This window comes from Arthrobacter sp. MDT1-49-2, assembly GCF_059090185.1.
The window spans coordinates 71,438-97,377 of the sequence record NZ_JBNHFK010000007.1; the positions used below are offsets into that span (position 1 = coordinate 71,438).

Sequence of the window (25,940 nt, forward strand, 5' to 3'; positions counted from 1 at the left end):
GTCCCTACAGGTCCGCCCGGCTGGTGTCCCAGCCGGGCGGTCCCTGTGTTCCGGCCTCGTATTCCTCCAGCGGCACCTCATCCGCCGCCCAGGCCCGCACCACCGGATCCACGATCCGCCAGCATTCCTCCGCTATATCGGCACGCACGGACAGCAGCGGATCTCCGTCCAGCACGGATTCAATCACCTCGCCGTACGGAGTCAGGTGCGACATATGGGTCGGCCCCTTCAGGCCGGTGCGCTCGAGCCGGAACACGTTCTCGGGACCGTTCACGTTCAGTTCAAGTTCAATTTCCGCCGGGCCGAAGGAAATCCGCAGCCGGGAGGGCAGGTCCGTCACCCCGGTGAAGCCGGCCGGGAGATGGCTTACCGGCCGGAACGTCACCAGCACCTCCTTGCGGGTCCGGTTCATCGCTTTTCCGGAACGCAGGATAAACGGAACGCCGGCCCACCTGTCGTTGTGGATATGCACTGTGACTTCGGCCAGGGTTTCGGTGCGGCGGGACGGGTCGACGCCGGGGGAATCGGCATAGGCCGGCAGGTCCTCCCCGTCCACGGTGCCGGCCGTGTAGCGGGCCCGGCGGCTACCCGACTTCGGGTCCACCTCTGCTGCCCGCAGAGTGGCGGCCAGGAGGTCACGCAGATCGCGCTCGCCGAGGGTGGCCGGCACGCCGATGGCCATAAACGCCATCACATGCAGCAGATGGCTCTGGATCATGTCCTTCAGGGCGCCGGCGCTGTCGTAGTACTTTGCCCGTCCTTCCAGCCCCAGCTGCTCATCAAAGACCACTTCCACTTTCTCAATGTGAAGGTTGTTCCACGCCGGTTCCAGCAGCCGGTTGGTGAACCTGAGCCCCAGGATGTCCATCACCGTGGTCATGCCCAGGAAATGATCCACCCGGAAGACGTCCGCCTCGGGAACCAGACGGCGCAGCGCCTTGTTGAGGGCCACGGCGGATTCCCGGTCACTGCCGAAAGGTTTCTCCAACACGAGGCGGGTGCCCGGCGGCAGGTTCCGGAGCCGGTCCACCGTTTGCGCAGTCAGCGCCGGGGGAAGCGCAAAATAGACGGCCAACGGGCCGTCCAGTTCCCGGATCCGGTCGTTCAGTTCGGTTCCGGAGGAGAGATCCAGTCTCAGGTAGCGGGAACGGTCCACCGTTTCCCGCAGCTGCTCGCGCCCGGAACTGTCCGCTGCCTCATAAGCTGTCTCGAAGCTGGACCGCACGCGGTCCTGCCACTGCTCACCGGTCCAGTCCCGGGACCCCGAACCGATCACGGTGATGCCCGGGGCCCGGCCCTGGCCGACAACCCGGCCCAGCCCGGGAAGCAGCAGGCGGCCGGAGAGGTCTCCGGTACCGCCAAGGATCAGCAGGGTGCGCACGTGCTCGGGATCCGGCATTTATCCAGCGTCCCACTGCGTCCGCTTCCGAGTAAGGCTCTGGCGGCAATTTGCCGGACCGGCTTGGTACCCTTAACAGCTGGGCCTGCCAAACAAGGCGAAGAAACTGACGAAAGAAGTGCGCGGCACGTGTTCAATTCACTGTCTGACCGGTTGACTTCAACCTTCAAAAACCTGCGAGGCAAGGGCCGGCTCACCGAGGCCGATGTCGACGCCACCGTACGCGAGATCCGCCGCGCCCTGCTGGACGCCGACGTCGCCGTTCCGGTAGTGCGCGCCTTCACGGCGTCGGTCAAGGAACGTGCCCTCGGACTGGAAGTGTCCCAGGCCCTCAACCCGGGCCAGCAGGTCGTCAAGATTGTCAACGAGGAGCTCAAGAGCATCCTCGGCGGCGAGACCCGCCGGCTGCGCCTTGCCAAGAACCCTCCGACGGTCATCATGCTCGCCGGCCTCCAGGGCGCCGGTAAAACCACGCTTGCAGGCAAGCTGTCCAAGCACCTGAAGTCCCAGGGCCACAGCCCCCTGCTGGTGGCAGCGGACCTGCAGCGGCCCAACGCCGTCCGCCAGCTCCAGGTCAACGGCGAACGCGCCGGCGTGCCGGTCTATGCACCGCACCCCGGCGTCTCCTCCGAATTCGAAGCAGCCACCGGTGATCCGGTAGCCGTGGCCCGCCAGGGCGTCGAGGAAGCCCGCACCAAGCTGCACGACGTCGTCATCGTGGACACCGCCGGCCGCCTTGGCGTGGACGCCGAACTGATGCAGCAGGCCGCGGACATCCGCGCCGCCATCAACCCGGACGAAGTCCTCTTCGTGATCGATGCCATGATCGGCCAGGACGCCGTCAACACGGCACAGGCCTTCAACGAGGGCGTGAACTTCACCGGCGTCGTGCTGACCAAGCTCGACGGCGATGCCCGCGGCGGCGCCGCCCTCTCGGTTGCCTCGGTGACCGGCAAGCCGATCATGTTCGCCTCCACCGGCGAGGCGCTGACCGACTTCGAGGTCTTCCACCCGGACCGTATGGCCAGCCGCATCCTGGACCTCGGCGACGTCCTGACCCTGATCGAACAGGCCGAGCAGAGCTGGGACAAGGACGAAGCCAACCGGATGGCGAAGAAGTTCGCCGACCAGGAAGACTTCACCCTCGACGACTTCCTCGCCCAGATGCAGCAGATCCGCAAGATGGGCTCCATGAAGAAGATGCTCATGATGATGCCCGGCGCTGCCGGCATGCGTGAGCAGCTGGAAAACTTTGACGAGCGCGAGATCGACCGGGTCGAAGCCATCGTCCGCTCCATGACCCCGCACGAGCGCGTGGCTCCGAAGATCATCAACGGCTCCCGCCGCGCCCGCATTGCCCGCGGCTCCGGTGTGCACGTCTCCGAGGTCAACGGATTGCTGGAGCGCTTTGTCCAGGCCCAGAAGATGATGAAGAAGATGGCCCAGGGCGGCGGCATCCCGGGGATGCCCGGCATGGCCGGCCCCGGCGGTTTCGGCGGTGCACGCAAGAAGCAGCAGGCTGCCAAGGGCAAAAAGAAGGCCAAGTCCGGCAACCCGGCCAAGGCGGCGCAGGAACGCGCCGAAGCGGAGGCCCGGCGGGCCGGTGCCCGCAAGGCACTGCCTACCGGCAGCGCTTTCGGCGCCCAGGATACGGACTTCGATCCGTCATCGCTGAACCTGCCCAAGGGGTTCGATAAGTTCCTCGGCAAGTAACCACGCCACCCACGCAACGCCGGACTACCCGTCCGGCGTTGCGTGTTTAACGCTCCTGCGTGGTTCCATAGTCGCAGTCCGGCACCACGGAAAGAGGGCACTATGGCAGCACCGGGACTGAGCGGATACTACGGCTCAATCTTCAAGCGGAGCACCACGGCCGGTGCGCTCATCCGCACCGTTGGCGGCGGGATCCTGCTGCTGCGCTATCGAAACGGTCCGTGGCAGCTTCCGGTGGGCGTGGTCAAGGCCGGGGAGGATCCGCGCACCGCGGCCCGCCGCGTCGCCCGGGACACCCTGGATCCCGGGTTCGACGTCGGCCGGGTGCTGGCGGTGGACTATCTGCAGGGCGGTCCGGGGCAGGGCGATTCCATCGCGTTCCTTTTCGACGGCGGAACCCTGGCGACCACGGTGGCCGCCTTCACCGGGGCCGGCGGTGAATTTGACGCGCGGTTCCTTCCAGCGGACCAGTGCCTGCAGGCCCTCGACGGTGTCACCGGCAAGCAGCTGGCCGGTGCGCTGCAGGGGTTGGAGCTGGGCACAACAGTGGAACTGGTGGACGGCGTACAGGTATCTTCCGAAGCGGTGAGCTCGCCGCCGCTGCGCAGGATGATGCCGCCGGTGGAGGAATTCTCCGGGATCCTCGGACGCCGGGAGCGGGCGTGACGCCGCAACCGCCTGCCGCACCGGAGGACCGGGTGCGGCCGGCGGACGCCGGTGATTTGCCGCTGCTGCCGGCGCTGGAGACCGCTTCCGACACCCTGCTGGCCGCGGCGCCGGGAGTACGGCCATCCCGGGCGGCACTGCCGCCGGCGGCCACGCTGCCCGAGCTCATCGCTGCCCGCCGGATCCTGGTGGCAGGCCGTCCGCCCGCCGGATTTGCCCGGCTGGAGGAAATCGACGGGCAGGCGCATCTGGAACAGCTGTCCGTCCATCCCGACGCCGCCGGCGCCGGGCTGGGCCGGGCCCTGGTGGAAGCGGCGCTGGACTGGGCCCGGGAGCAGGGTTATGCCTCCATGACGCTTTGCACGTTTGCCGAGGTGCCGTTCAACGCGCCGTTCTATGCCAGCTGCGGCTTCGAGGTTGTGCCGGACCCGCAGGCTGAACTGGGGGCGCTGCGCAAGCACGAGGCGGCTCTCGGACTCGACGGCATGGGGAAACGGGTGGCCATGCGGGCGCGCCTGCAGCACCGCCGCCCGGCCTCAAGGGGATGATGCCCTCATGAACGAACAGCAATCCGTGGTCCTGGTTCCCAGCCGGTATGCCGAATGGACGCGCATGGCAGCCCGGATGACACGCAGGATCCACCGGCTGGCACCGGCCTCGCGGGTGGAACACATCGGTTCCACCTCGGTGCCGGATCTCGCGGCCAAGGATGTGGTGGATCTGCTCATCGGAGTCGGGCAGGACCGGATCCTGTCCCTTTCCCAGGAACTGGCCGCTGATGGGTTCGATGTGGAAGGCCAGCGTCCCGGGCACTGCTGGCTCAGTTATCCCACCCGTGCAGCACGGAAGTACGTGCTGCACGTGGTCGAATTCGACTCCCGGCCATGGCAGCGGCGCATTGCCTTCCGGGACCTGCTGAGAAGTGACCCGCAGGCACGGGAGCGGTATCTGGCAGCCAAACGGTCTGCAGCCGAGGGAACATCCGGCTGGGACGCGTACACCCAGTCCAAAACCGCGGTGGTCACCGAACTGCTGGCCGGAACAGCGAACGCACAGCCCGCGGCTCGCTAATACATGAAGCTTCAAGTAAGCTTGTTTACATGAACCTTCAAGTAAATGACCTGCTGCCTTCCGATCTGTCCATGGGGACGGTCATGCTCAAGGTCGGGGACATGGATCGGGTCTCCGCCTATTACCGCGGCGCCCTGGGGCTCGATGTGGTCGCCGAAGCCGACGGCGGCCAGTATCTGGGCCGGGGTGCGGTCCCGCTGGTGCATCTGGCTCCGGCTCCCGGCCTGCAGGCTGCCTCAAGGGGTGAAGCCGGCCTCTTCCATACCGCCATCCTCTTTGAGGACCGGGCCTCCCTGGCAGCAACGGTTGCCGCTGCCGCACGGTATGACGCCACGGCATTCGTGGGTTCCGCCGACCACCTCGTCAGTGAGGCGTTCTATTTCACCGACCCGGAGGGCAACGGTATTGAGCTCTACTATGACAAGCCGCGCAGCACCTGGGAGTGGAGCAGCACGCCGCATGGTCCGGAAGTGAAGATGGCTTCCCTTGCGCTGTCACCGCAGGCCTACCTTCGTGATTACCTGACCGACGCGGCCCTTGACTCTCTGAGCGGAACGGCCGCCGGCGTCGGGCACGTCCATCTGCAGGTGGGGGATACGGCGACAGCCGAAGCGTTCTATGTGGGCACGCTGGGCTTCGAACGCACCGCGGGTTTCCACGGGCAGGCACTGTTTGTCTCCGCCGGCGGCTATCACCACCACATGGCCATGAACGTGTGGAACAGCCGCGGGGCAGGCCCCCGCAGGGACACCCTGGGGCTGGGTGAAGTGCTCATCGGCGTACCTGCGGCTGACGACGTCGTGGCGCTGGCCGACCGGCTGAAAGTTGCCGGCGTGTCCAGCCATCACACGGGTGCGGAGCTGGTCTTTGAGGATCCCTGGCGCAACCGCCTGCGGGTGGCGGTGCGCTGATCAGGTGCCTGCAGCGAATACTTGCCGGCCCGGCGGGTCGGCAAGTCGCAAAAGGCGGAGTCATCTGGCACAATGGTCAGGTACTCGATCTGCGCGGCCCCTCTCTCCGTGCATGCATCTTGTCCTTTTGAACCCCAACGTTATGGCCCGCCCCACGGGAGCAGAAGTACGGGTTCGCCCCATTTCAGATCAGGAGTGACCACAAAAGTGGCCGTAAAGATTCGCCTTAAGCGCCTCGGCAAGAAGTTCTCAGCACACTACCGCGTTGTTGTCATGGATTCCCGTGCCAAGCGCGATGGCCGTGCCATCGAGGAAATCGGACTGTACCGTCCGACCGAAGAGCCGTCGTACATCGACATCAAGTCCGACCGCGCCCAGTACTGGCTCGGCGTCGGCGCCCAGCCCACCGAGCAGGTCGCAGCACTGCTGAAGATCACCGGTGACTGGCAGAAGTTCAAGAACATCGAGGGCCAGGAAGGTACCCTGCGTACCAAGGCTCCGAAGGAAGCCTTCGTGGCTCCCGAAAAGAAGTCCGTGATTGTCCCCGAGGCCATCACTCCCAAGGCCAAGAAGGAGGAAGCCCCCGAGGCTCCCGCCGAGGCTGAGGCTGAGTAACTTGCTCGCTGAAGCGCTGGAGCACCTCGTGCGCGGCATCGTTGACAGTCCTGAGGACGTCAAGGTTTCCGCCAAGAGCAACCGCCGTGGGGAAACCCTCGAGGTTCGGGTTCACCAGGACGATCTGGGCCGGGTCATCGGCCGGCAGGGACGGACGGCCCGCGCACTGCGCACGGTCATTGCCGCCCTGGCCAACGGTGAGCAGGTCCGGGTTGACGTCGTGGATACCGACCGGCGCCGCTGATAATCAGCGGCGCTGCGGAAGCGGACAGTTCTTCCTTGCAGTACCAGCAGTAAAAAGCAGTACACAGGATCCGGCCCCGACACCAGATAATGGTGCAGGGGCCGGATTTTTTGTGAGGCGGGCACCCGCCGACCCAGGTGACAAACCCCGACAGAGGAGGTTCCATGCAGTTGCAGGTGGCACGTATCGGTAAGCCGCACGGCATCCGCGGCGAAGTGACCGTCCAGGTCCTGACCGACGCCCCCGGGGACCGCTTCGTCCCGGGCACCGAACTCACGGTGGAACCGGCCTCCAAGGGTCCGCTGACCGTACTCAGCGCACGCTGGAACAAGGACATCCTCCTGCTGGGCTTCGAGGAGGTTGCGGACCGCAACGGTGCCGAGGAGCTCCGCGGCGCCAAGCTGTTCATCGACACCGAAACGGTGGATGAAGACGACGACGACGAGGGCTGGTACGAACACGAGCTGGTGGGCCTCCAGGCGCGCGTGGGCGACGACGTCGTCGGCACGGTGAGCGGGCTGCGTACTCTGACGGTGCAGGACCTGCTGGTGGTTGAAGGTACCGGGGGAGAGGAAATCCTGGTGCCGTTTGTCGAGGCGATCGTTCCCGAGGTCAATGTGGACGGCGGCTACGTGCTGCTGACACCGCCCGAAGGGCTTTTTGAACTGAACACCTCCGAAGAGAAAAAGCCGGAAGAGAAGAAGGCCGATCCGAAGGAAGCCGGACAGTAAGTGCGCATCGACGTCGTCAGCATTTTCCCCGAGTACCTGGCAGCCCTGGAGCTGTCCCTGATCGGCAAGGCCCGCCAGGACGGCCTGCTGGATCTGGCCGTGCACGATCTGCGGGACTTCACCACTGACCGGCACCGGACCGTGGATGACACCCCGTACGGCGGCGGCGCCGGCATGGTGATGAAGCCCGAACCGTGGGCCCAGGCGCTCGACGCGGTGGCCGGCGAGGGAGACGGCCGTCCGGTCCTGATTGTTCCCTCCCCGGCCGGAGCCGTTTTCACGCAGGCCATGGCCTACGAACTGGCCGAGGAAAAGCACCTGGTCTTTGCTTGCGGACGGTACGAAGGCATCGACGAGCGGGTCCTGGAGTGGGCCGGCGAACGCTTCGACGTCCGCCCGATCAGCCTGGGTGACTATGTCCTCAACGGCGGAGAAGTGGCCGTGCTGGCGATGGTGGAGGCCGTGGGCCGCCTGGTGCCCGGCGTCGTCGGCAATCCCGAATCCCTGGTGGAGGAATCCCACTCGGACGGGCTGCTGGAGTATCCCGTGTACACCAAGCCGTCTGACTGGCGCGAGCGTCCGATTCCCGAGGTTCTGCTCAGCGGCAACCACGCCAGGATAGCCCGCTTCCGCCGGGATGAGCAGCTGCGCCGCACCGCCGCCCGACGTCCCGATCTGATTGAAAACCTCGACCCCGCCAGCCTGGACAAGGCCGACAGGGCCACCCTGGCTTCCCTCGGCTACGAGGTCCGGGACGGCAGGATCCGCCACTCCGCCTGAACCCGGTACCAGTGATTGGTGCCGGGGATGCCGATGTGGCAAAATAAGACACTGTGTCATCTGGGCCCGTACCTGCCACAGGGGGAGCGCGGCCAACAGCCATGACACACCGGCAACCCATCCTCGGGTCCAGCCGGTCTTTCTAACTTCGACAGCATCCGTGCCGCCCGGCTGGGCCGCATTCTTGCTGCCGTTACCAAAGTGGATGACCTGTGGCGTTCACCAGGAGTGATAAACAATGCACATCCTAGATTCTGTTGACGCAGCTTCCCTGCGTACGGACATCCCCGAGTTCCGCGCCGGTGACACCGTCAAGGTTCACGTAAACATCATCGAAGGCAAGAACACCCGTGTTCAGGTCTTCCAGGGCTTCGTGCTCAAGCGCCAGGGCGACGGCCTCCGCGCGACCTTCACGGTCCGCAAGGTCAGCTTCGGCGTCGGCGTTGAGCGTACCTTCCCGGTGCACTCCCCGGTCATCGACAAGATCGAGGTTGTCTCCAAGGGTGACGTTCGCCGCGCCAAGCTGTACTACATGCGCGACCTGCGCGGCAAGGCAGCCAAGATCAAGGAAAAGCGCGACTTCCGTCCCGCCAAGTAACTTACTTGTCTGCAGCATCCGCCTCCGGGGATCCCTCCGCGAAGCACACGAAACGCCGGCCCCGGTTTGTGGGCTGGCGTTTTGTGCTATGTGCTCTCGCCGCGGCCGTAATCCTCGCCGCCGTCGTCCGGGCCTTCTTCTTTGACGTCTTCTACATCCCGTCCAATTCCATGCAGCCGCTGCTGGAACCCGGGGACCGGGTGCTCGTCTCACGCATGGCCTATGCCTCGGAGGACATCCGCCGCGGCGACGTGGTGGTTTTTGACGGCCGCGGTTCCCTGGCGCCGCTGCACAGCGGACGCCCCGCCCTCGCGGACGCCGCGGTCACCGTGGGACGCTGGCTCGGGCTCGCCGGCAGCGACACAGTGTACGTAAAGCGCGTCATCGGAGTTCCCGGGGACCGGGTCAGCTGCTGCTCCGATGAGGGAATCACGGTTAATGGAACTCCGGTGGAGGAACCGTACGTTTATGAGGGAGATGCAGCCAGCGACCACGGGTTCGACGTGACCGTTCCGGAAGGACGGCTATGGCTGATGGGGGACCACCGGTCCCAGTCCGCTGATTCGCGGTCCCTGCTGGGCGCGCCCGGCGGCGGCCTGATCTCCACGGACCGGGTTATCGGCGAAGCCCGGTGGATTCTCTGGCCGCTCGAACGCAGTACCAGTATTGACCGGCTATCCTTAGGAGCCGAGTGGAACACGGAGAAATAAGAGGAAACGCAATGTCGCAGAATCCGGACCAGTCCCAGGACGGGACGCCCGGCTCCGGGGAACAGCGGGATCACGCAGCGCACAAGGCATCCAAGGACAAGAAGCGCGGCCTCGGAGCTTGGCTGCGGGAAGTCCTCACCATTGTTGTCATCGCCCTGCTGCTGTCCTTCCTTATCAAGACGTTCCTTTTCCGGGCCTTCTACATCCCGTCCGGGTCCATGGAGGAAACGCTGGAAATCAACGACCGGATCTTCGTGAACCTCCTGGTCCCGGAACCGATGGACCTGAACCGCGGCGATGTGGTGGTGTTCAAGGACACCAAGGGCTGGTTGCCCGAAACCGTCGAAAAGGAATCGAACCCGGTACGGGACGCCCTTACCTTTGTGGGACTGCTGCCCGATGAATCCCAGCAGCACCTGGTCAAACGTGTTATTGGCACCGAAGGGGACCACATAGTGTGCTGTGACGCCGACGGCAGGATCACGGTCAACGGCGAGCCCCTGGACGAGCCCTACCTGTATCCCGGCGCCGCACCCTCGGACACACCCTTTGACGTAGTGGTTCCGGAAGGGAAAGTCTGGGTGATGGGCGATCACCGCAACGCCTCGGCGGATTCCCGCGAACACCAAAACGGTGAAGGCGGCGGATTCATCGACGTCGACGACATTGAAGGCAAAGCCGTTGTGACCGCCTGGCCGCTGAACCGCATCGGCGGGGTCAGCAGTTATGACGAGGTCTTCAAGGACGTCCCGGAACCCGAAGGAAGCAGCAGCAAGTGAGCACCGCCCCGTCCACCGCCGCCAAGCCGGCCGCCGCTTCGAAGGCACCCACCCTGCGGTTTGAGCGGACCTTCGCCACGCAGGGGCATCAAATCCTTGCCGGCTGCGACGAGGTGGGGCGCGGCGCCCTGGCCGGCCCGGTGTCGGTGGGGCTGGTCGCGGTGGACCTGGCCACGGTCCGATCCTTGAAGGGTGTTCGGGACAGCAAACTGCTCTCCGTGGCGGACCGGAACGCACTGGTGCCTCGGATTAAGAAGTGGGCGCTGGCCTGGGGCGTCGGACACGCCACCGCGGCGGAAATCGACCTCTTCGGGCTCACCGGGGCCCTGCGGCTGGCCGGAACGCGCGCCTGGGAGCAGGTGTGCCTCACCCGGCGCCCCGACGTCGTGCTCTTGGACGGCAACTACAACTGGCTCTCGCCGGAGCGGCAGGGAAGCCTCTTCGACGAACTGGAGGCACCCGCTCCCGGCGTCGGCGCTCCCAACGCCCTGGCACCCGGGGAGGGCTGCACCGCGGAGGTGCACACCCGGATCAAAGCGGACATGCAGTGCCTGAGCGTAGCCGCAGCCAGCGTCCTGGCCAAGGTGGAACGAGACGCCATGATGGTAGAGTTTGCCGCTGCTAACCCGCACTACGCGTGGGAGATTAACAAGGGCTATGCAACCGAGTCGCACCGCGCGGCTATCGACACCCACGGACCTACGCCATTGCACCGTATGTCCTGGCACTTGGGCACCAAGCCGAGGCCTGGACAAACCGCCGCGGCACCAGGGGACCGCCTAAGCCCAGTTGGGGGATGATAGGAACATGAGCGCCGAAGACCTAGAGAACTATGAAACGGACATGGAGCTCCAGCTGTACCGGGAGTACCGCGACGTTGTGGGGCTCTTCAGCTACGTGGTGGAAACCGAGCGGCGCTTCTACCTGGCCAATCATGTGGACCTCCAGGCACGCTCCGCCGACGGCGAGATCTACTTTGACCTCACCCTGCAGGACGCCTGGGTATGGGATGTCTACCGCTCCGCCCGTTTCGTGAAAAGCGTCCGCGTCATCACCTTCAAGGACGTCAATGTGGAGGAACTGACCCGCAACGACGACCTGACCCTGCCCAAGGCCGACGAACTCTAGCCCGGCAGCTGCACGTCTTCCCAGGGTGCGGCCGGTTCCCGCGGATCCTCCCGGCCAAGGCTGGACCGCCAGCCGTCAACCATTTTTCCGCGGTGTCCCAGCAGGTAGGGAATGGCTATCGGCGGCGGGAAGCCACACCGCCAGACCGTTTTGAAGCTGCCGGCGTTTCCGGCGTGCGCGCTCCAGGTCACCACGTCCCAGCCCAGGCGATCGAAGGCATGGCCAACTGCCAGACGCACAGCGCGGGACATCAGGCCCCGGCCGCGGAATTCCGGGGACGTGACAAACCCCAGGCCGCCCGATGCTGCTCCCTGGAAACGCAGGTCAATGGTCCCGGCATAGCAGCCATTCGTTTCCAACGCCCAGGACACCGCGTTTTCCTGCGGCACGGAGATTGTCTCCAGATACTCCTGCGCCATCTCCGGCGTGTAGTCCAGCGGAACGGTTGTCCATTTGACGGTCAGCGGATCGACGCACCTGGCATGGACAGCAGCGAGGTCGGCAGGTGTATGCGGGCGCAGCACCAGCGGACCGCTGGCCAGCCGGGGGATTTCGAAAACCATCCCCACATCGTAGGTGCGGAAGTCCGGCCTAGACTGCTGACATGCCCGAGCCCCGACCCGGTTTTGCTGCAAACCTGCGGCTGTATGCCCAGATGCAGCCCGACGATGCGTCACGGGCGCATCTGCTTGCCCTGCTCGGTTCCGTATCCTCAGCGGGGCCGCACGGGCTGCGCCCGGTGCCGCGGTCCCGGCTGCATCTGACCCTTATCCACTTCGGCAAGGTACGCGATGTGTACAGGGTCATCCGCTCCGCCACCGGTATCTCCCTGGCCGCCTATGAGGAAGCATTGGAGGGGTACATCGGGCGCACCGAGGCATTGCTGCCCCCGGCCTCCTTCCGGCTGCAGCCGGTACACCTGAGCGGGTTCGGCGCGGACGGACGGACCCTGGTGGTGGAATATGCTCCCACCCCGGAGCTCAGCGCTCTCCACGCTGCCCTGCTGGCGGAGCTCGAGGACTTCCTGGCCGGCTGCGGGATCGAGGACACGGCCGGGTTTATGGCAGGGGATCCAAACTTTATGTTTGCCCCGACCCTGCGGCCGCACATCACCCTTGCCCGCGGCTACACCGGGCCGCCGCCGTTACTGGCGCTGGCACCGGTGACGCTCACGCCCATGCCGGTGGTGTACCCCGGCCGTTGAAGACGGCCGGGGCACACCCTGGAGCGGCCGGTGCCGGCCGGACAGCGGTTTAGCTGTGCCTGCCGCGGCGGCGGCTCAGCAGCACAAGGACCGTGCCCAGGCCAAGGACCCCGGCTCCTGCGACTGCCGCGAACAGCCCGTCAGCACCCGTGCTGGCCAGTGCCGGATCGGTTGCCGACGGGTCGGTTCCTGCCGGTGTAATCGCGGGTGCTGCCGGGGTGGTAGTCGGCGATCCGGACGGCATGGGAGTGGCCGTGCCCTTGGGGGCGGGGGCAGTGCCGGTGGGCGTCGGGGTGGCAGAGCCAGTCGGCGCGGGCTTCGGGGACGGCGACTCACCCGGCCCGTCGGTTGGGGACGACGGCGACGGTGAGGGGTGCTCGGTTGGTGACTCGCTGGGCTTGTCGGTTGGGGACGACGGCGACGGTGAGGGTTGCTCGGTCGGTGACTCGCTGGGCTTGTCGGTTGCCCCGCAGTCCGGTACCTGTGCCACGTCCGCGAGTTCCTGGTGCTTGGCGTCGACCAGGGTCACGTTCCCCGGGAATCCTTCCGGATAATTGATCGTTTCCGGCCACGCAATGGCCTCCGGAGACTCCAGCTGGTCCTGCTGCACCGCCCAGCCGTCTCCGCAGACCTCCGAGGGAATCAGTGCCGTAATATCGGTGAACCAGCGGTGCCCTTCCTGCGTGGTCAGGAGGGTCTGCGTCTTTGAGTTTTCCCAGGCGGCCGGCTTGTCCTTCTCCTTCTTCTCGTACAGGTAGATGCCCGTCTCCTGAACCGGTTTGGCCGGTGCCGAGGGGGTGGCAGACGTTGCCGACGGGCCGGTGCTCGGGTGACCCTCTGACTGGCCTGTTCCGGTCGCCAGGGCGGGGGTTCCGCCGGCGAGGGACAGCCCGGCGATGACCGCCATGCCGCTCAGGAGAACGGTTCGGTGCGTCTTGCGGATGTGCATGGTTTCCTTCTTGTTGGTCTGGAAGTTGGCGCTGTGCGGCCACAGCCTGACGCGCCTTTCGCAGTATTTGGCTGTGGAATAGCGCAGGGACCGGGCAAGATCGGCGCAAAAATACTCAAAACCAGGTATTTTTCGAGCAGAAATGGGTAATTAGAACGGAAACAACACTGGTGCTGTGCTCCGCGGAGGACTAATCTTCCGAGGGTTATTGCCCGGGCAATGTGACCGCCAACCATGAAGATGGTCCGAGTGAGGAGGGGACGTGGCTCCCGATACCGCGATGCTGCTCGCCGGGCCGCGAGGCAGGCGCCTGTGCCTGGAAATCGCGGCGGAGCTGAATGCGGACGTCCGTAGCGCCGTTTTCGATCTGGGGTATGAACTCGATCCCGGGCGGGGCACCTCGGTAGTGCTGTTCGGGAGCGATGCCCATGACCTCGGTGCGGCCGCCCCGCGCCCGGCGGCGTCGGTGGAGGCACTGGCAGCACGGTTGGACTCTCTGGACTTAGAGGGCTTCACGGAGGACCTTCTGGACGATGCCCTTCAGCGGTCAGTGATGAGCGCCCGATACTGGCAGGAACCTGACGGGGAGGATGTGCTTGCTGCCATACCGGCTATCCGCCGGGCTCTGCAGTGCGTCGCAGAACGGGCGGTGGTCATGGAGGTGCTTCTGGCGGATTCGCGGACGCAGCGGCAGTGGGCCATCGACTGGCGGGGACCGGATGATCCGGCACCGTTGGGCAGGGACCCGGAAAAGACACTGGCCAAGTGGGGCCGCGCCATACGTGCCGATGAGCTGACGTGGCGGGAAAGTCGGCGCGGGCCGGAATGGACGGGGGACTGGTGGTCCATTCCGCTTGGCCTCACCGGCACAGTCGGCCGTATTCCGGCGGGGCTGAACCTGGTGGAGGACTATCCGGGCTGGGAGCGCGCCACCACTATTCCGGTCGGCGGGGCGGGCAGGACGTTTGAAATCCGCAGCGAGGAGGACTGGGTTCTGCTGTGCCGCCGGTTCCCGCTGGAAGTGTCCGCTTCCCGCCGCTGGGTCTGGCTGTGCACCACCGGACGTGAGGGCCGCTGGCTTATTCCGGACTGGGAAGGGGTGGCCGGGGAGTGGGACGCTGTCCATCTGACGGTCTCGGGGTATCTCAGCTGCGCGGGCAGGGCATTGACCGTGGATGGGGAGACAGGTTCGGTGCTTGCCGGCTGGGATCCGGACCGGACCATCTGGCTTACCGACGTCCTGCGTGAGACCGGTGAACCGGGGCAGTATTGGCGTCGGTCCCTGGACGGCGAGGGCTGGTTCAAGGAGTAGGGAATCCCCGCTACCTCCACAGGGCACCTCCGGCTACGGGCCGTCGGTCTATGTCCACAGGACCCGGGCTGCGCCTGTTCGGGTGGCCTGCAGCCGCGAGTGTGGAGGCATGAGAACCAAAGACATACTGGGCAGCCGCGGCGAAGAGCTGGCGGCGCAGTACCTGACAGAGGCAGGGCTGCGCATTATTGACCGGAACTGGCGCTGCCCGGAGGGCGAGATAGACCTAGTGGCGGTGGACGGAGCAACCCTGGTGATTGTAGAGGTCAAGACGCGTTCCTCCCTGAACTTCGGCCACCCCTTTGAAGCCATCAGCGCCGCCAAGCTGGCCCGCCTTCATCATCTGGGTGCGGCATGGGTGCGGGCACACAACCGCTACTTTGCGCATCGAAGGATAGATGCGGTGGCAGTGCTGGATGACGGCACCGGTGCCCCCGTACTCGAACACCTGCGCGGGATCTGCTGACAGCTTCGGATGGGTGCCCGGGCGCTCTGGGCCAGCACGCTGGGATGATCGGGCCGGCGTCGGGTGCGGACGGCAACGCGCATGCGGGCGGCTATTCCTCCACAGGACGATCGCTTCCTGCGGGAGCGGGGCGTTACACACACCCACAGGGACAGAAGCCCCATGACGGCGGCGCCCAGGACAGGGTGGTGCCATGAATGCACAGGAACGCCGGATCCCCGTTACTACAGGCAAGCCGGGCAATATCGTCAGCCCGGCCCAGGTGGCGCCATGAGCCTGGGCCGCACCTATGGCGTAGGGCTCGTAGGCCTCCGGGGCAGGATGGTGGAAGTCGAGGCGGACATCGGCCAGTCCCTCCCTTCATTTGTTCTGCTTGGTCTGCCTGACGCGTCATTGAACGAGGCGCGGGACCGGGTGAAGTCGGCAGCGAAGAATGCCGGACTGCCGTTGAGCCGTCGCCGCATCACGGTGAACCTCATGCCTGCGGACGTGCCCAAGCACGGGTCGGGTTTCGATCTGGCCATCGCCGTGGCCGCTCTGTGCGCCGGTGGGGCGCTCCGCAGCCCCGGCAGATGCGTTTTCCTTGCCGAGCTGGGGCTCGACAGCAGATTGCGGCCGATCCGGGGGATCCTTCCGGCAGTGATGGCGGCGGTCGCCGCCGGCTATTCGGACTTTGTCGTGGCCGTGGAGAACGCCGCAGAAGCGGCACTGGTTCCTACAGCCAGGGTGCGGGGCTGCTCGTCCCTCGCGGAGGTCGCTGCCGGCTTGGGCGCCGATCCGGAACTGCTGGCATTTCCCGCTCCGGTTGCTCCGGCCGGTGAAGCTGGCCCCGAAGCGGAAGAGGGCGCCGAACTACTGGCCATGCCGGATCTTTCCGACGTGTCCGGCCAGCAGGAGGCACGCTTTGCCATAGAGGTTACCGCAGCGGGCGCCCACCACCTTCTCATGACCGGACCGCCAGGGGCGGGAAAAACCATGCTGGCCGAAAGGCTGCCCGGTATCCTTCCGGACCTGTCCGACGATCAGGCGATGGAAGTGACCGCCATCCATTCCCTGGCGTGGCAGGGGCGCCCGTGCCGCGAGCTGCTGCGCCGGCCACCGTTCCAAAGCCCGCACCACACAGCATCCACGGCGGCAGTGATCGGAGGTGGCCCGGGCATTCCCCGCCCCGGCGCGGCGTCCCGGGCCCACAGGGGTGTGCTGTTCCTGGATGAGGCACCCGAGTACGAGCGAAGGGTCTTGGACGGGCTGCGCCAGCCCTTGGAAAGCGGGCAGCTGGTACTGCACAGAGCGGCGGGCACTGCCGTATACCCTGCCCGTTTCCAGCTGATACTGGCAGCAAACCCCTGTCCTTGCGGTTTGGCGACAGGAAAAGGCATCGACTGCACCTGTACGCCGCAACAGCGCCGACGGTACTTCAGCCGTCTTTCCGGTCCGCTCCTTGACCGCGTAGACCTGCAGCTGAGCGTTCATCGGGTTGCACTGGCTGACTATTTTTCCACCGCGACGCCGGAAACAAGCGCAACGGTTGCGGAACGCGTGCGGGGAGCGAGATACCTCCAAAGGGAACGGCTGGAGCCGCTGAACTGCCGTACGAACGCCGAGGTTCCCGGCGGGTTGCTGCGGGACGCGCTGCGGCCGCAACCAAAAGCCACAGCCGCCCTGGACAGGGCCATGGAGAGGCAGCTGTTGACGGCCCGCGGCTACGACCGCGTACTGCGCGTCGCCTGGACCGTCGCCGATCTGGCCGGTCACGGCACACCGGACGCCGACGACGTCGGGCAGGCACTGGGCTTCCGCACCCAAGGGGCAGCGGCATGAGCGGGGGCACGCTTCTCCGTGCACGTGCCGCACTGTCGAGGCTGTTCGAACCTTCGGACATGGTGGGACTTGCCCTGGTGTCGGCCGTCGGACCGGAGCAGGCATTGCAGATAGCCACAGGGGAACAGCAGATGTCCTCCGGGCTGATCAACAGGACCTCCGGCATCCTCACCTCGGTGGGTGTGGCCGGTAAGGGCTACGCCCTGGCAGAAGGACTGAAGCGCTGGCGACCCCGGGTTGCCGATCTGGCTCCTGACCGGGACTTGGAAACCATGCAGCGGCTGGGCGGTGAGCTGCTCATCCCGGAGGACCCGCGGTGGCCCGAAGCCCTGTCCCATCTCGAGCTGGGCATGCCGCTGTGCCTGTGGGCCCGAGGAGACCTCTCCCGGGTCCTGCCGGAAGTGAATCGTACGGTGGCCATCGTGGGATCCCGGGATGCCACCGGCTATGGCCTGTCGATTGCCGGTGATCTGTCAGCGGGGTTGGCCGGCAGGGGGTACACCGTGGTCTCAGGGGGTGCCTACGGCATTGACGCGCAGGCACATCGTACTGCGCTCGCCTGCACCCCCGAGGTCTCCGGTGTGGGTGTGCCCACCATCGCAGTGATGGCGTGCGGAGCGGACCGGTTCTACCCGGCAGGCAACGAAGATCTGCTGCGTGCAGTCGCGGAACGGGGTCTGTTGTTGTCCGAGGTGCCGCCCGGATCGGCCCCTACGCGGTGGAGGTTCCTGCAGCGGAACCGGATTATCGCCGCGCTGAGTGCGGCAACGGTAGTGGTTGAAGCCAGGTGGCGTTCCGGGGCACTGAACACCGCCCACCATGCGGCCGGATTGGGACGCGAAGTCGGGGCGGTTCCCGGATCGGTCTACTCGGCGAACTCCGCCGGCTGCCACCGGCTGCTCCGTGACGGGAGCGCCGTCTGCGTAACCGACGCACGGGAAGTCGCCGAGCTGGCCGGGCCGCTGAGTTCCGGGCCAGGCAGGGAACCCGAGCCAAACGAGGAACCCGGTCCGGGCGGGGAGCCCGGGCAGAAGAGAGCGGACCATGACGGTTTGGCCATCGAGGATCTCCTGCTGCTGGACGCGCTTCCTGTTCGCAGTGCCGCCACCATCGCCAAGCTGTCCTCGGTGGCCGGGCTCCCTGTGGCGGGGGTGCGGGCAGGGCTGGCCCGGCTTGAACTGGAAGGCCTGGCAATCCGGGCCGGGCCTGACGCGTGGCGTCGCGGCAAACGCTAGGGGGTGAGCGGCCGTCCGTTCCTGAAGTCTGCTCATGACCACCCTTCCCCGAAATCCACCCACTCCACCCACGAAGGAAAACACATCATGATTACTCACAAGATCATTACTTCGCCCGTCGGGGTGCTTACCCTCGTCGCGGCTGACGGCGTCCTCACCGCGGTGAAGCTGAGCCCGCCGGCTGAGCTGACCGGAGTTGGTACACCGTACGGAATAGCAGCGGAGCAGGGCTTTGAAGACGTGGAACGCCAATTGGCCGAGTACTTCGACGGCAGGCGATGCTGCTTCACCGTCAGCACCGCCCCGCGGGGCACGGATTTTCAGCGAAGCGTCTGGGACCGGGTAGGCAGCATCACTTACGGCTCAACCGCCACCTACAAATCGCTCGCACTGGACCTGGGAGATGCGGCCAAAGCACGCAGCGTCGGAGCAGCGTTGTCTCGTAACCCGCTCAACATCGTTGTGCCGACGCATCGAGTGGTCGGCTCCCGGGGAGCGCTGACGGGATATTCGGGCGGGGTGGAGACCAAAAGGTACCTGCTCAAGCTCGAACAGTCGCCCGGCACCGAACAGCTGCGGCGGTCCTGCGGGCATACCGGCAGAGTGCCTGCCTGAGGACTTCCCGCCGCGGACCGCGAGCCTGCTTGAAGGAAGGAAACAATAGGAGAACAGTAATGGGGTGAGTAGCAAGGGAACCGCAGATGCCGCGTCCTGGCCGGCAGAATTCCGGTCAGCACTTGAGGGCTTCTGCCGGTACCTGATTTCAGAACGGGGACGCTCCGAACACACGGTGCGCGCCTATGAATCCGACGTCGCCCAGTTGCTGAACTTTGCGCACGGTTCCGGGGTCGCGTCGCTCAACGAGCTGGATCTGGGCATCCTGCGTGGATGGCTGGGGGAACTGAGCAGCAGCGGCCAGGCACGTTCCACGCTGGCCCGCCGGGCAGCCACTGCCCGCAGTTTTACCGGCTGGGCGCTGCGCGAAGAACTCATCAGCGAGAACCCGGCGCTTCGGCTCAAGGCACCCAAGAAGGAAAAAACCCTTCCCGGTGTGCTGCGCAGCAGCCAGCTCGAGGATTTGTTCGCGGCTATGCAGGCGGCGGCAGCTGAAGGCGAGCCGGTTGCCCTTCGAGACCGGGCCATGGTGGAGCTGCTTTACGCCACCGGAGTGCGCGTAGGAGAACTGTCCGGCCTGGACATCGATGATCTGGACCCGGACCGCAGGACGTTGCGGGTTCTGGGCAAAGGCAACAAGGAACGTACGGTGCCTTACGGTCTCCCCGCTGCCCTTGCCGTCGATGACTGGCTGCGCAGGGGACGGCCTGCCCTGGCGGTCGCGGAGAGCGGTCCCGCATTGTTCCTCGGAAAACGCGGACGCAGAGTGGACCAGCGGCAGGTCCGCAGCGTGGTCGCCGAACTGCTGGATGCCCTGCCGGACACCTCGGCCACCGGGCCGCACGCACTGCGGCATTCAGCGGCCACCCACCTTCTGGACGGCGGGGCGGACCTGCGTGCCGTACAGGAAATCCTGGGGCATTCCTCGCTGGCCACCACACAGCTGTACACCCATGTCTCCGTGGACCGGCTCCGACAGAGCTACAGCCAGGCCCACCCGCGCGCCTAGGACCATACGACACTTTGCGGTACGTGCGGCTCATTGGCGCATTCCGATAACTTGCGGCACAATGATGGACAGCGGGCACGCGGACCATTATTCATCCATGCAGCAGGTCGTTGGGGAAGACGTACCTACAGCTATGGAGGATGGAATGTCTGTTGTGATGGCGCGCGGAGTACTCTTTGTGCACTCGGCCCCTTCCGCGTTGTGCCCTCATATTGAGTGGGCCATCGGATCCGTCGTTGAAAAGCGAACGGATCTACAGTGGACCCCTCAGCCGGCCGCGCCCGGAATGGTCCGCGCCGAGATCGCTTGGTCCGGGCCGCAGGGGACCGGCTCTCTTCTGGCATCCGCCCTGCGCGGCTGGGCGCACCTGCGCTACGAGGTGACCGAGGACCAGAGCCCGGGAGCCGACGGAAGCCGCTGGGCCCACACGCCTGAACTGGGGATCTTCCACGCCGCAACCGATGTCCACGGCAACATCATGGTGTCCGAGGACCGTATCCGCTATGCCTACGAAACAGGCGCCGGAGACCCCTCCGCCGTCTATCACGAGCTTTCCCTTGCCCTGGGCGAAGCCTGGGACGAGGAGCTGGAGCCCTTCCGGCATGCTGCGGACGGTGCCCCGGTGCGCTGGCTGCACCAGGTCGGCTGACGGGCCGGACGGTCCGACACACACTTCCATAGCAAAAGAACAGGCATCCGGCTCCCGTGAAGGGAAGCGGATGCCTGTTCTTTTTGGTTCTGCCGGCACGCCGGCCGGCACGCCGTTCTAGTGGTTGCGGAGCACTGCCACGGCGTTATGGCCGCCGAAGCCGAAGGAATTGCTCAGGGCAACAATGTCGCCGTCGCGCAGTTTGCGTTCGGAGGTGACCACATCGAGCGGGATTTCCGGATCCTGGTTGTCCAGGTTGATCGTGACGGGCGCCTGGCGCTCGTACACGGCCAGCGCCGTCAGGACGGCTTCCACCGCGCCCGAAGCACCCAGCAGGTGGCCCATCTGGGACTTGGTCGCCGAGACGGCCACTCCGTCCAGGGCGCTGCCCAGTGCGGCTTTCAGTGCCGTGTACTCGGGCTTGTCGCCCACCGGGGTGGAGGTCGCATGGGCGTTGACGTGGACTACGTCTTCGGCCTGGGCCCGGGCATCGAACAGTGCAGCCTTGAGCGCCCGGGTGGCGCCCAGTCCTTCCGGGTCCGGTGCGGTGATGTGGTAGGCGTCTGCGGTCACGGCGGTGCCGGCCAGCTCGGCGTAGATCCGGGCGCCGCGGGCAAGGGCGTGCTCTTCGCTCTCCAGCACCAGGGCGCCGGCGCCTTCACCCATGACAAAGCCGTCACGGTCACGGTCATAGGGCCGCGAGGCATGCTGCGGATCATCGTTGCGTTTGGACAGCGCCTGCATGGAGGCGAAGGAAGCCATCGGCATCGGGTGGATGCAGGCCTCGGCACCGCCGGCGACGACAATGTCGGCCTTGCCTGAGCGGATCAGTTCCAGGCCCTGGTGCAGGGCCTCGGTGCCGGAGGCGCAGGCGGAGACGGGGGTATGCGCGCCGGCACGGGCGCCCAGATCCAGGGAGACGGCTGCGGCGGGACCGTTGGGCATCAGCATGGGAACGGTCATGGGCAGCACACGCCGCGGACCCTTCTCACGCAGGGTGTCCCACGCATCGAGCAGAGTCCAGACGCCGCCGATGCCGGTGGCGAAGGTGACGGCGAGCCGGTCCTGGTCTACGTCCTCCAGTCCTGAGTCGGCCCACGCCTCACGGGCGGCGACGACGGCGAACTGGGTGGACGGGTCCATGCGCTTGGCTTCAACCCGGGAGAGGACCTCAGTGGCGGGAGTGGTGACCCGCGCGGCGAAGGTGACGGGCAGGGAGTATTTCTCCACCCATTCGTCTTCCAGCGTCCGGGCGCCGGAGACGCCCTGCAGTGCGTTCTTCCACATCGTGGGGACGTCCCCGCCGATGGGCGTGGTCGCGCCAAGGCCTGTGATGACTACTTTGCGGGCCATGATTCACTCTCTTGAAACAGTTGCTGTTGGGGTGCCGGGATACCGGCGGTACCGGGCGGCCGCCGCGTGGCAGCGGCCGCCGGAGATTACGCCTGGGCGTTGGAGATGAAGTCCACGGCGTCGCCGACGGTCTTCAGGTTCTTGACCTCTTCGTCAGGGATGCGCACGCCGAACTTCTCTTCGGCGTTGACCACGATGGTCATCATGGAAATGGAGTCGATGTCCAGGTCATCGGTGAAGGACTTGTCCAGCTCGACGGCCTCGGGGGCCAGGCCGGTCTCTTCGTTGACGATCTCGGCGAGGCCGGCCAGGATTTCTTCGTTGCTAGCCATGTTGGCTCCTTTTCTTGTTGTGCCGGTATGTGACCGGTCCGGTTTCCAGCCGCCGAAGCGGTGTGGTGAGGGGGCCGTTCTGCCAGGCGGGCAGAGACGGCGGATGGTGCAGCTAGGGGAGGACCACTACCTGGGCGCCGAACACGAGGCCCGCGCCGAAACCGATCTGCAGCGAAAGCTTGCCGCTCAGTTCGGGGTGTTCCTTCAGCAGCCGGTAGGTGGCCAGCGGGATGGACGCGGCGGACGTGTTGCCGGCGTCGGCAATGTCGCGGGCGATGACCACCGATTCGGGCAGCTTGAGCTGCTTGGCCATTTCGTCGATGATGCGCATGTTGGCCTGGTGGGGCACAAACGCGGACAGGTCCTCGGCGGTGATGCCGGCGGCGTCAAGGGCCTGCTGGGCTGCCTTGGCCATTTCCCAGACGGCCCAGCGGAAGACGGTCTGGCCGTCCTGGCGCAGGGTGGGCCAGAGCTTGGTTTCGCGCAGCTCCGCTGCGGTTACGCCGCCCTCGGACTCTGCGGCGAGGGAGAGCTCGCGGACATCCAGCATGGAGTGGGTCATACCAATAGCTCCGGACTTGCTGCCGTCGGAGCCCCAGACCGAGGGCGCGATGCCGGGAGTGTCGGAGGGGCCGACGACGACGGCGCCGGCGCCGTCGCCCAGCAGGAACGAAATGGTGCGTTCGGTGTTGTCGATGATGTCCGAAAGCTTTTCAACACCGATGACCAGCACGTAGTTGGCGGCACCGGAACGGACCAGCGCATCTGCCTGGGCAATGCCGTAGCAGTATCCGGCGCAGGCAGCAGAGACGTCGTATGCGGGTGCCGGGGTGGCACCGAGCCGCTCCGTGATCTGCGTGGCGGCAGAGGGGGTGGCATAGGGGTGGGTCACCGTGGAGACAATGACGGCGCCCAGCTGGGAGCCGTCAATACCGGCGTTTTCCAAGGCTTCGCGGCCGGCGGCTTCGGCCATGTCGATCACCGACGTGCCTTTGTCTGCACGGTGCCGGGTGACGATGCCGGTGCGCTGGCGGATCCATTCGTCGGAGGACTCAATCCACTGGCAGACATCGTCGTTGCTGACAATGACGTCGGGGCGGAACGCGCCGATGCCGTGGATACGGCTGAACTCGTTGACGGGGGACTGCTTCAGGGTGGGCGTGCTCACGCGATACCTTCTCCGGTTGTTGCTGCCGTGCCTGAGTGTTCCAGGATGAACTCACGGGCACCTGGTAGGTCTTCGGGGGATTTCAGGGCCAGGGTCGGCACACCCTTCATGCCGCGGCGTGCCAGTCCGGTAAGGGTTCCGGCCGGCGGCAGTTCCAGGATGCCGGTAACACCCATGGCAACCATGTTTTCCATGCAGAGGTCCCAGCGCACGGGGCGGGACACCTGGGCTATCAGGCTGTCGAGGTTTGCTTCACCGGAGACCACGGCAGCGCCGTCGCGGTTGGAGAGCAGGGTCGGCAGCGGGTCCTGCGGGGACAGGGACGGGCGCAGGGCTTCAAGAACGGTCACGGCGGGGGCCATGTGCGATGTGTGGAAGGCGCCGGCGACCTTCAGCGGTATGACCCGGGCTTTGGCCGGGGGAGCAGCGGTGAGGACTTCCAGCTGGTTGTGGGTGCCGGCGGCGACGGTCTGCCCGCCGCCGTTGGCGTTGGCTGCCGTGAGGCCCGCCGCTTCCAGCACGGCGGCGACGTCATCCGGGTCGCCGCCGAGGATGGCGCTCATCCCGGTGGGTTCGGCCGCCGCGGCAAGGGCCATGGCGTTGGCCCGCTCCCGGACGAACACCAGGGCGTCCTTCTCCGGCAGGGCTCCGGCAATCGCCGATGCGGTAATCTCCCCGACGGAATGGCCGGCAAGCACGGTGGCCGAGGTGAGGGACGCGGGGTCCAGCAGCAACCGGCCCGCCATCAGCCCGGCCGCCACGATCAGCGGCTGCGCCACGGCGGTGTCCTTGATGGTCTCCTCATCGGAAACCGTGCCGTGGGCAATCAGGTCCAGCCCGACGACGTCGCTTAGCGCGGTGAGATGATCCCTGACGCCGGGCAGTTCCAGCCACGGTGAGAGGAATCCTGGCGTTTGGGACCCCTGGCCGGGGCAGACAATTGCAAGCACGTATACAGCTTTCCAAACATAGGGGGCAGGATCGGGTGTTTGGGTGAACCAAGCTCTCGGGGCGGGGTTGTAGGAAGTCTACAAGCCCGGGTGGGCGTCCGGGCAGGGTTTAGAGCCGTGCCGGAGGCTTTTCCGGTGCGGCTTTGCCGGCAGGTGCGAGGCGCCCGACCACCAGGGCGGTCTGCAGGACGAAGGCCTCCCGCGGCAGCATCGGATCCCACCCGGTGACGTCGCAGACGCGGCGGAGCCTGTACCGCACGGTGTTGGCGTGGACAAAGAGTTCACGGGCGGTGGCCTCCAGCGAGTGGCCCAGCGAGAGGTAGGCGCCGAGTGTTTCGGCAAGGCCGTTGGACGCGCCGAGAAGGGGGCGGTAGATGCTTTCCACCAGTGCCCGGCGCGCCGTGTCGTCACCGGACATCACCCGTTCGGGCCAGAGATCGTCGGCGGCAACGGGGCGCGGTGCTGCGGGCCAGGCGCGTGCCGCAGTCAGACCGGCAAATGCCGCCTGAGCGGAGGGCCCGGCTTCGACGAGGGAGGCTGCGGGAGGTCCGTAGACCACGGGGCCGGGACCGAATAGTTCCGAAAGCTTGGTGTAGGAGAAGGACTTGTCCTCCAATCCGCCCAGCACCAGGATCAGCCGCTCACCCTGGATGCCCACCAGCGTGTCCTCGGCGAGCCGGCCGGTGGCACGGCGCAGCTCGTTAACGAAGGAGGCGTTGGCTTCGGCGGGGGAGTGGCCCACCATCACTGTTACCGGGGCCGTTGAGGTCCATCCGACCGCAGCGATGCGGGAACGCAGGGCATCCGAACTCTCGCCCCGCAGGATCGCGTCCACCACGAGCGCTTCAAGGCGGGTATCCCACGCTCCCCGGGTTTCGGCCGCGCGTGCGTAGACGTCGGCGGCGGCGAAGGCGACTTCCCGCGAATAGCGCAATACGGCTTCACGAAGGGAAGACTGCACTTCGTTGGCTGCGAGCTCCGGCACGCGGTCCTCCACCACCTGGACAACCACCCGGATCAGTTGAAGGGCTTTTTGCAGGCTGATGGAGCGGGTCAGTTCGGTCGGGGCGGTACCGAAGACGTCGCTCAGCACCCACGCCGGCGATGCAGGGCGCTGGTACCAGTTCACGAAGGACGCGATACCTTTCTGCGCCACCATGCCCAGGGCCGACCGCTCATCAGGTCGCAGTCCCCGGTACCAGGGCAGCGAAATATCCAATTGCTGCAGCGTGGCGGTGGAGAGCCTGCCGATGTTGGCTTTGAGGCGGTCCACCGTGGTGGTGTCTGCCGCCGCCCGCTGCGGTGTCGAGGCGGCTGGCTTACTGGAAGTCACTGGCATACAGGCGAGCTTACGGCCTGAGCCGGTGATCGGCCATTTTGTGCGAAGGCTACAAGTTCGCTAGCTGCGCTCTTCTCCAGGGGCAGCACGGGAGGAAGGGCCGGACGCAGAAGAACCGCCGCATGTGCGGCGGTTCTTCCAAGGTGGTGCCGGTGCGGCCCGCGCACCGGCGTCCGTGTTACGGAGCCGGTAC

Annotated in this window: 30 protein-coding genes; 22 read left to right on the forward strand and 8 right to left on the reverse strand. The window is 66.1% G+C overall.

The genetic code is table 11. From position 1 onward, the window contains the following. Positions 1-4 precede the first annotated feature (4 nt). Entirely contained in the window at positions 5-1,399 is a 1,395-nt protein-coding gene (locus AC5RTS_RS10960; protein ID WP_493992067.1) for a glucose-6-phosphate dehydrogenase, read from the reverse strand. Between the two features lie 129 nt (positions 1,400-1,528). Here AC5RTS_RS10960 and ffh point away from each other — a divergent pair, with 129 nt between their 5' ends. The 14 genes from ffh to AC5RTS_RS11030 all read left to right on the forward strand — a co-directional run bounded on the left by ffh (position 1,529) and on the right by AC5RTS_RS11030 (position 11,345). Further along, complete coding sequence (gene ffh, locus AC5RTS_RS10965) at positions 1,529-3,112, forward strand: signal recognition particle protein (RefSeq protein WP_493992068.1); 1,584 nt, start codon at positions 1,529-1,531, stop codon at positions 3,110-3,112. A 102-nt stretch (positions 3,113-3,214) separates the two neighbouring features. Then, a complete protein-coding gene (locus AC5RTS_RS10970) occupies positions 3,215-3,778 on the forward strand; it encodes an NUDIX domain-containing protein (protein ID WP_493992069.1) in 564 nt (187 codons plus the stop codon). Further along, positions 3,775-4,326: a GNAT family N-acetyltransferase gene (locus tag AC5RTS_RS10975; RefSeq protein ID WP_493992070.1), complete on the forward strand. Its 552-nt coding sequence runs from the start codon at positions 3,775-3,777 to the stop codon at positions 4,324-4,326. The genes AC5RTS_RS10970 and AC5RTS_RS10975 overlap by 4 nt, the downstream gene beginning before the upstream one ends. A 7-nt stretch (positions 4,327-4,333) precedes the next feature. Beyond that, positions 4,334-4,849, forward strand: a complete 516-nt coding sequence (locus AC5RTS_RS10980) for a GrpB family protein (RefSeq protein ID WP_493992071.1) — start codon at positions 4,334-4,336, stop codon at positions 4,847-4,849. A gap of 29 nt (positions 4,850-4,878) precedes the next feature. Beyond that, entirely contained in the window at positions 4,879-5,760 is an 882-nt protein-coding gene (locus AC5RTS_RS10985) for a VOC family protein (RefSeq protein WP_493992072.1), read from the forward strand. Between the two features lie 207 nt (positions 5,761-5,967). Further along, positions 5,968-6,375: a 30S ribosomal protein S16 gene (rpsP, locus tag AC5RTS_RS10990; RefSeq protein WP_493992073.1), complete on the forward strand. Its 408-nt coding sequence runs from the start codon at positions 5,968-5,970 to the stop codon at positions 6,373-6,375. Position 6,376: 1 nt separating this feature from the next. After that, the gene (locus AC5RTS_RS10995) at positions 6,377-6,619 is read left to right on the forward strand and encodes an RNA-binding protein (protein ID WP_146364407.1); all 243 of its coding nucleotides are present in this window, start codon (positions 6,377-6,379) and stop codon (positions 6,617-6,619) included. Positions 6,620-6,783: 164 nt separating this feature from the next. After that, the gene (gene rimM, locus AC5RTS_RS11000) at positions 6,784-7,350 is read left to right on the forward strand and encodes a ribosome maturation factor RimM (protein ID WP_493992074.1); all 567 of its coding nucleotides are present in this window, start codon (positions 6,784-6,786) and stop codon (positions 7,348-7,350) included. Next, positions 7,351-8,130 carry a tRNA (guanosine(37)-N1)-methyltransferase TrmD gene (gene trmD, locus AC5RTS_RS11005; protein ID WP_493992075.1) on the forward strand — a complete coding sequence of 260 codons (780 nt, stop codon included), beginning with the start codon at positions 7,351-7,353 and terminating at the stop codon, positions 8,128-8,130. A 238-nt stretch (positions 8,131-8,368) separates the two neighbouring features. After that, the gene (gene rplS / locus AC5RTS_RS11010) at positions 8,369-8,728 is read left to right on the forward strand and encodes a 50S ribosomal protein L19 (protein WP_227901486.1); all 360 of its coding nucleotides are present in this window, start codon (positions 8,369-8,371) and stop codon (positions 8,726-8,728) included. A gap of 5 nt (positions 8,729-8,733) precedes the next feature. Then, on the forward strand, positions 8,734-9,438 hold the full coding sequence (gene lepB, locus AC5RTS_RS11015) for a signal peptidase I (protein WP_493992076.1): 705 nt from the start codon (positions 8,734-8,736) through the stop codon (positions 9,436-9,438). 11 nt (positions 9,439-9,449) lie between these two features. After that, positions 9,450-10,217, forward strand: a complete 768-nt coding sequence (gene lepB, locus AC5RTS_RS11020) for a signal peptidase I (RefSeq protein ID WP_493992077.1) — start codon at positions 9,450-9,452, stop codon at positions 10,215-10,217. Next, complete coding sequence (gene rnhB / locus AC5RTS_RS11025; protein ID WP_493992078.1) at positions 10,214-11,017, forward strand: ribonuclease HII; 804 nt, start codon at positions 10,214-10,216, stop codon at positions 11,015-11,017. The genes lepB (AC5RTS_RS11020) and rnhB overlap by 4 nt, the downstream gene beginning before the upstream one ends. Positions 11,018-11,024: 7 nt before the next feature. Then, positions 11,025-11,345, forward strand: coding sequence for a DUF2469 domain-containing protein (locus AC5RTS_RS11030; protein WP_227901490.1), 321 nt, complete (start codon positions 11,025-11,027; stop codon positions 11,343-11,345). Here AC5RTS_RS11030 and AC5RTS_RS11035 read toward each other — a convergent pair. After that, the gene (locus tag AC5RTS_RS11035; RefSeq protein WP_493992079.1) at positions 11,342-11,908 is read right to left on the reverse strand and encodes a GNAT family N-acetyltransferase; all 567 of its coding nucleotides are present in this window, start codon (positions 11,906-11,908) and stop codon (positions 11,342-11,344) included. The two genes, AC5RTS_RS11030 and AC5RTS_RS11035, sit on opposite strands and share 4 nt — an antisense overlap. A gap of 41 nt (positions 11,909-11,949) precedes the next feature. Here AC5RTS_RS11035 and AC5RTS_RS11040 point away from each other — a divergent pair, with 41 nt between their 5' ends. After that, entirely contained in the window at positions 11,950-12,549 is a 600-nt protein-coding gene (locus AC5RTS_RS11040; RefSeq protein ID WP_493992080.1) for a 2'-5' RNA ligase family protein, read from the forward strand. 49 nt (positions 12,550-12,598) lie between these two features. On the opposite strand, the gene AC5RTS_RS11045 is transcribed toward AC5RTS_RS11040, so the two are convergent. Beyond that, on the reverse strand, positions 12,599-13,498 hold the full coding sequence (locus tag AC5RTS_RS11045; protein ID WP_493992081.1) for a hypothetical protein: 900 nt from the start codon (positions 13,496-13,498) through the stop codon (positions 12,599-12,601). 262 nt (positions 13,499-13,760) lie between these two features. Between AC5RTS_RS11045 and AC5RTS_RS11050 the strand changes: the two genes are divergently transcribed. The 7 genes from AC5RTS_RS11050 to AC5RTS_RS11080 all read left to right on the forward strand — a co-directional run bounded on the left by AC5RTS_RS11050 (position 13,761) and on the right by AC5RTS_RS11080 (position 20,605). Further along, on the forward strand, positions 13,761-14,810 hold the full coding sequence (locus AC5RTS_RS11050; protein ID WP_493992082.1) for a hypothetical protein: 1,050 nt from the start codon (positions 13,761-13,763) through the stop codon (positions 14,808-14,810). 109 nt (positions 14,811-14,919) lie between these two features. Beyond that, a complete protein-coding gene (locus AC5RTS_RS11055; protein WP_493992083.1) occupies positions 14,920-15,276 on the forward strand; it encodes a YraN family protein in 357 nt (118 codons plus the stop codon). A 270-nt stretch (positions 15,277-15,546) separates the two neighbouring features. Continuing rightward, entirely contained in the window at positions 15,547-17,097 is a 1,551-nt protein-coding gene (locus AC5RTS_RS11060) for a YifB family Mg chelatase-like AAA ATPase (RefSeq protein ID WP_493992084.1), read from the forward strand. Continuing rightward, positions 17,094-18,332 (forward strand): DNA-processing protein DprA, encoded by a 1,239-nt coding sequence (dprA, locus tag AC5RTS_RS11065; protein WP_493992085.1) that lies wholly within the window; start codon positions 17,094-17,096, stop codon positions 18,330-18,332. The genes AC5RTS_RS11060 and dprA overlap by 4 nt, the downstream gene beginning before the upstream one ends. An 87-nt stretch (positions 18,333-18,419) precedes the next feature. After that, positions 18,420-18,947 carry a methylated-DNA--[protein]-cysteine S-methyltransferase gene (locus AC5RTS_RS11070; RefSeq protein WP_493992086.1) on the forward strand — a complete coding sequence of 176 codons (528 nt, stop codon included), beginning with the start codon at positions 18,420-18,422 and terminating at the stop codon, positions 18,945-18,947. A gap of 64 nt (positions 18,948-19,011) precedes the next feature. Next, entirely contained in the window at positions 19,012-19,956 is a 945-nt protein-coding gene (locus tag AC5RTS_RS11075) for a tyrosine recombinase XerC (RefSeq protein WP_493992087.1), read from the forward strand. A gap of 145 nt (positions 19,957-20,101) precedes the next feature. Continuing rightward, positions 20,102-20,605 carry a DUF3145 domain-containing protein gene (locus AC5RTS_RS11080; RefSeq protein WP_493992088.1) on the forward strand — a complete coding sequence of 168 codons (504 nt, stop codon included), beginning with the start codon at positions 20,102-20,104 and terminating at the stop codon, positions 20,603-20,605. 117 nt (positions 20,606-20,722) lie between these two features. On the opposite strand, the gene fabF is transcribed toward AC5RTS_RS11080, so the two are convergent. The 5 genes from fabF to AC5RTS_RS11105 all read right to left on the reverse strand — a co-directional run bounded on the left by fabF (position 20,723) and on the right by AC5RTS_RS11105 (position 25,747). Further along, complete coding sequence (fabF, locus tag AC5RTS_RS11085; RefSeq protein ID WP_493992089.1) at positions 20,723-21,958, reverse strand: beta-ketoacyl-ACP synthase II; 1,236 nt, start codon at positions 21,956-21,958, stop codon at positions 20,723-20,725. Positions 21,959-22,044: 86 nt separating this feature from the next. After that, a complete protein-coding gene (locus AC5RTS_RS11090; protein WP_055240832.1) occupies positions 22,045-22,290 on the reverse strand; it encodes an acyl carrier protein in 246 nt (81 codons plus the stop codon). Positions 22,291-22,402: 112 nt separating this feature from the next. Continuing rightward, on the reverse strand, positions 22,403-23,458 hold the full coding sequence (locus AC5RTS_RS11095; protein ID WP_493992090.1) for a beta-ketoacyl-ACP synthase III: 1,056 nt from the start codon (positions 23,456-23,458) through the stop codon (positions 22,403-22,405). After that, positions 23,455-24,408: an ACP S-malonyltransferase gene (locus AC5RTS_RS11100; RefSeq protein WP_493992091.1), complete on the reverse strand. Its 954-nt coding sequence runs from the start codon at positions 24,406-24,408 to the stop codon at positions 23,455-23,457. The genes AC5RTS_RS11095 and AC5RTS_RS11100 overlap by 4 nt, the downstream gene beginning before the upstream one ends. Positions 24,409-24,517: 109 nt before the next feature. Further along, a complete protein-coding gene (locus AC5RTS_RS11105; protein WP_493992092.1) occupies positions 24,518-25,747 on the reverse strand; it encodes a PucR family transcriptional regulator in 1,230 nt (409 codons plus the stop codon). Positions 25,748-25,940 lie beyond the last annotated feature (193 nt).

What these genes read in the sequence shown, in the direction of transcription:
- rplS (WP_227901486.1), top strand. Translation starts at nt 8,369, where the DNA reads ATGCACATCCTAGATTCTGTTGACGCAGCTTCCCTGCGTACGGACATC.
- rimM (WP_493992074.1), top strand. Translation starts at nt 6,784, where the DNA reads ATGCAGTTGCAGGTGGCACGTATCGGTAAGCCGCACGGCATCCGCGGC.
- AC5RTS_RS11040 (WP_493992080.1), top strand. Translation starts at nt 11,950, where the DNA reads ATGCCCGAGCCCCGACCCGGTTTTGCTGCAAACCTGCGGCTGTATGCC.
- AC5RTS_RS11045 (WP_493992081.1), bottom strand. Translation starts at nt 13,498, where the DNA reads ATGCACATCCGCAAGACGCACCGAACCGTTCTCCTGAGCGGCATGGCG.
- AC5RTS_RS11070 (WP_493992086.1), top strand. Translation starts at nt 18,420, where the DNA reads ATGATTACTCACAAGATCATTACTTCGCCCGTCGGGGTGCTTACCCTC.
- lepB (WP_493992077.1), top strand. Translation starts at nt 9,450, where the DNA reads ATGTCGCAGAATCCGGACCAGTCCCAGGACGGGACGCCCGGCTCCGGG.
- fabF (WP_493992089.1), bottom strand. Translation starts at nt 21,958, where the DNA reads ATGGCCCGCAAAGTAGTCATCACAGGCCTTGGCGCGACCACGCCCATC.
- AC5RTS_RS11080 (WP_493992088.1), top strand. Translation starts at nt 20,102, where the DNA reads ATGTCTGTTGTGATGGCGCGCGGAGTACTCTTTGTGCACTCGGCCCCT.
- AC5RTS_RS10980 (WP_493992071.1), top strand. Translation starts at nt 4,334, where the DNA reads ATGAACGAACAGCAATCCGTGGTCCTGGTTCCCAGCCGGTATGCCGAA.
- AC5RTS_RS11030 (WP_227901490.1), top strand. Translation starts at nt 11,025, where the DNA reads ATGAGCGCCGAAGACCTAGAGAACTATGAAACGGACATGGAGCTCCAG.
- AC5RTS_RS11105 (WP_493992092.1), bottom strand. Translation starts at nt 25,747, where the DNA reads ATGCCAGTGACTTCCAGTAAGCCAGCCGCCTCGACACCGCAGCGGGCG.
- AC5RTS_RS11035 (WP_493992079.1), bottom strand. Translation starts at nt 11,908, where the DNA reads ATGGTTTTCGAAATCCCCCGGCTGGCCAGCGGTCCGCTGGTGCTGCGC.
- dprA (WP_493992085.1), top strand. Translation starts at nt 17,094, where the DNA reads ATGAGCGGGGGCACGCTTCTCCGTGCACGTGCCGCACTGTCGAGGCTG.
- AC5RTS_RS11090 (WP_055240832.1), bottom strand. Translation starts at nt 22,290, where the DNA reads ATGGCTAGCAACGAAGAAATCCTGGCCGGCCTCGCCGAGATCGTCAAC.
- AC5RTS_RS11055 (WP_493992083.1), top strand. Translation starts at nt 14,920, where the DNA reads ATGAGAACCAAAGACATACTGGGCAGCCGCGGCGAAGAGCTGGCGGCG.
- AC5RTS_RS11060 (WP_493992084.1), top strand. Translation starts at nt 15,547, where the DNA reads ATGAGCCTGGGCCGCACCTATGGCGTAGGGCTCGTAGGCCTCCGGGGC.
- AC5RTS_RS10970 (WP_493992069.1), top strand. Translation starts at nt 3,215, where the DNA reads ATGGCAGCACCGGGACTGAGCGGATACTACGGCTCAATCTTCAAGCGG.
- AC5RTS_RS10985 (WP_493992072.1), top strand. Translation starts at nt 4,879, where the DNA reads ATGAACCTTCAAGTAAATGACCTGCTGCCTTCCGATCTGTCCATGGGG.
- AC5RTS_RS10960 (WP_493992067.1), bottom strand. Translation starts at nt 1,399, where the DNA reads ATGCCGGATCCCGAGCACGTGCGCACCCTGCTGATCCTTGGCGGTACC.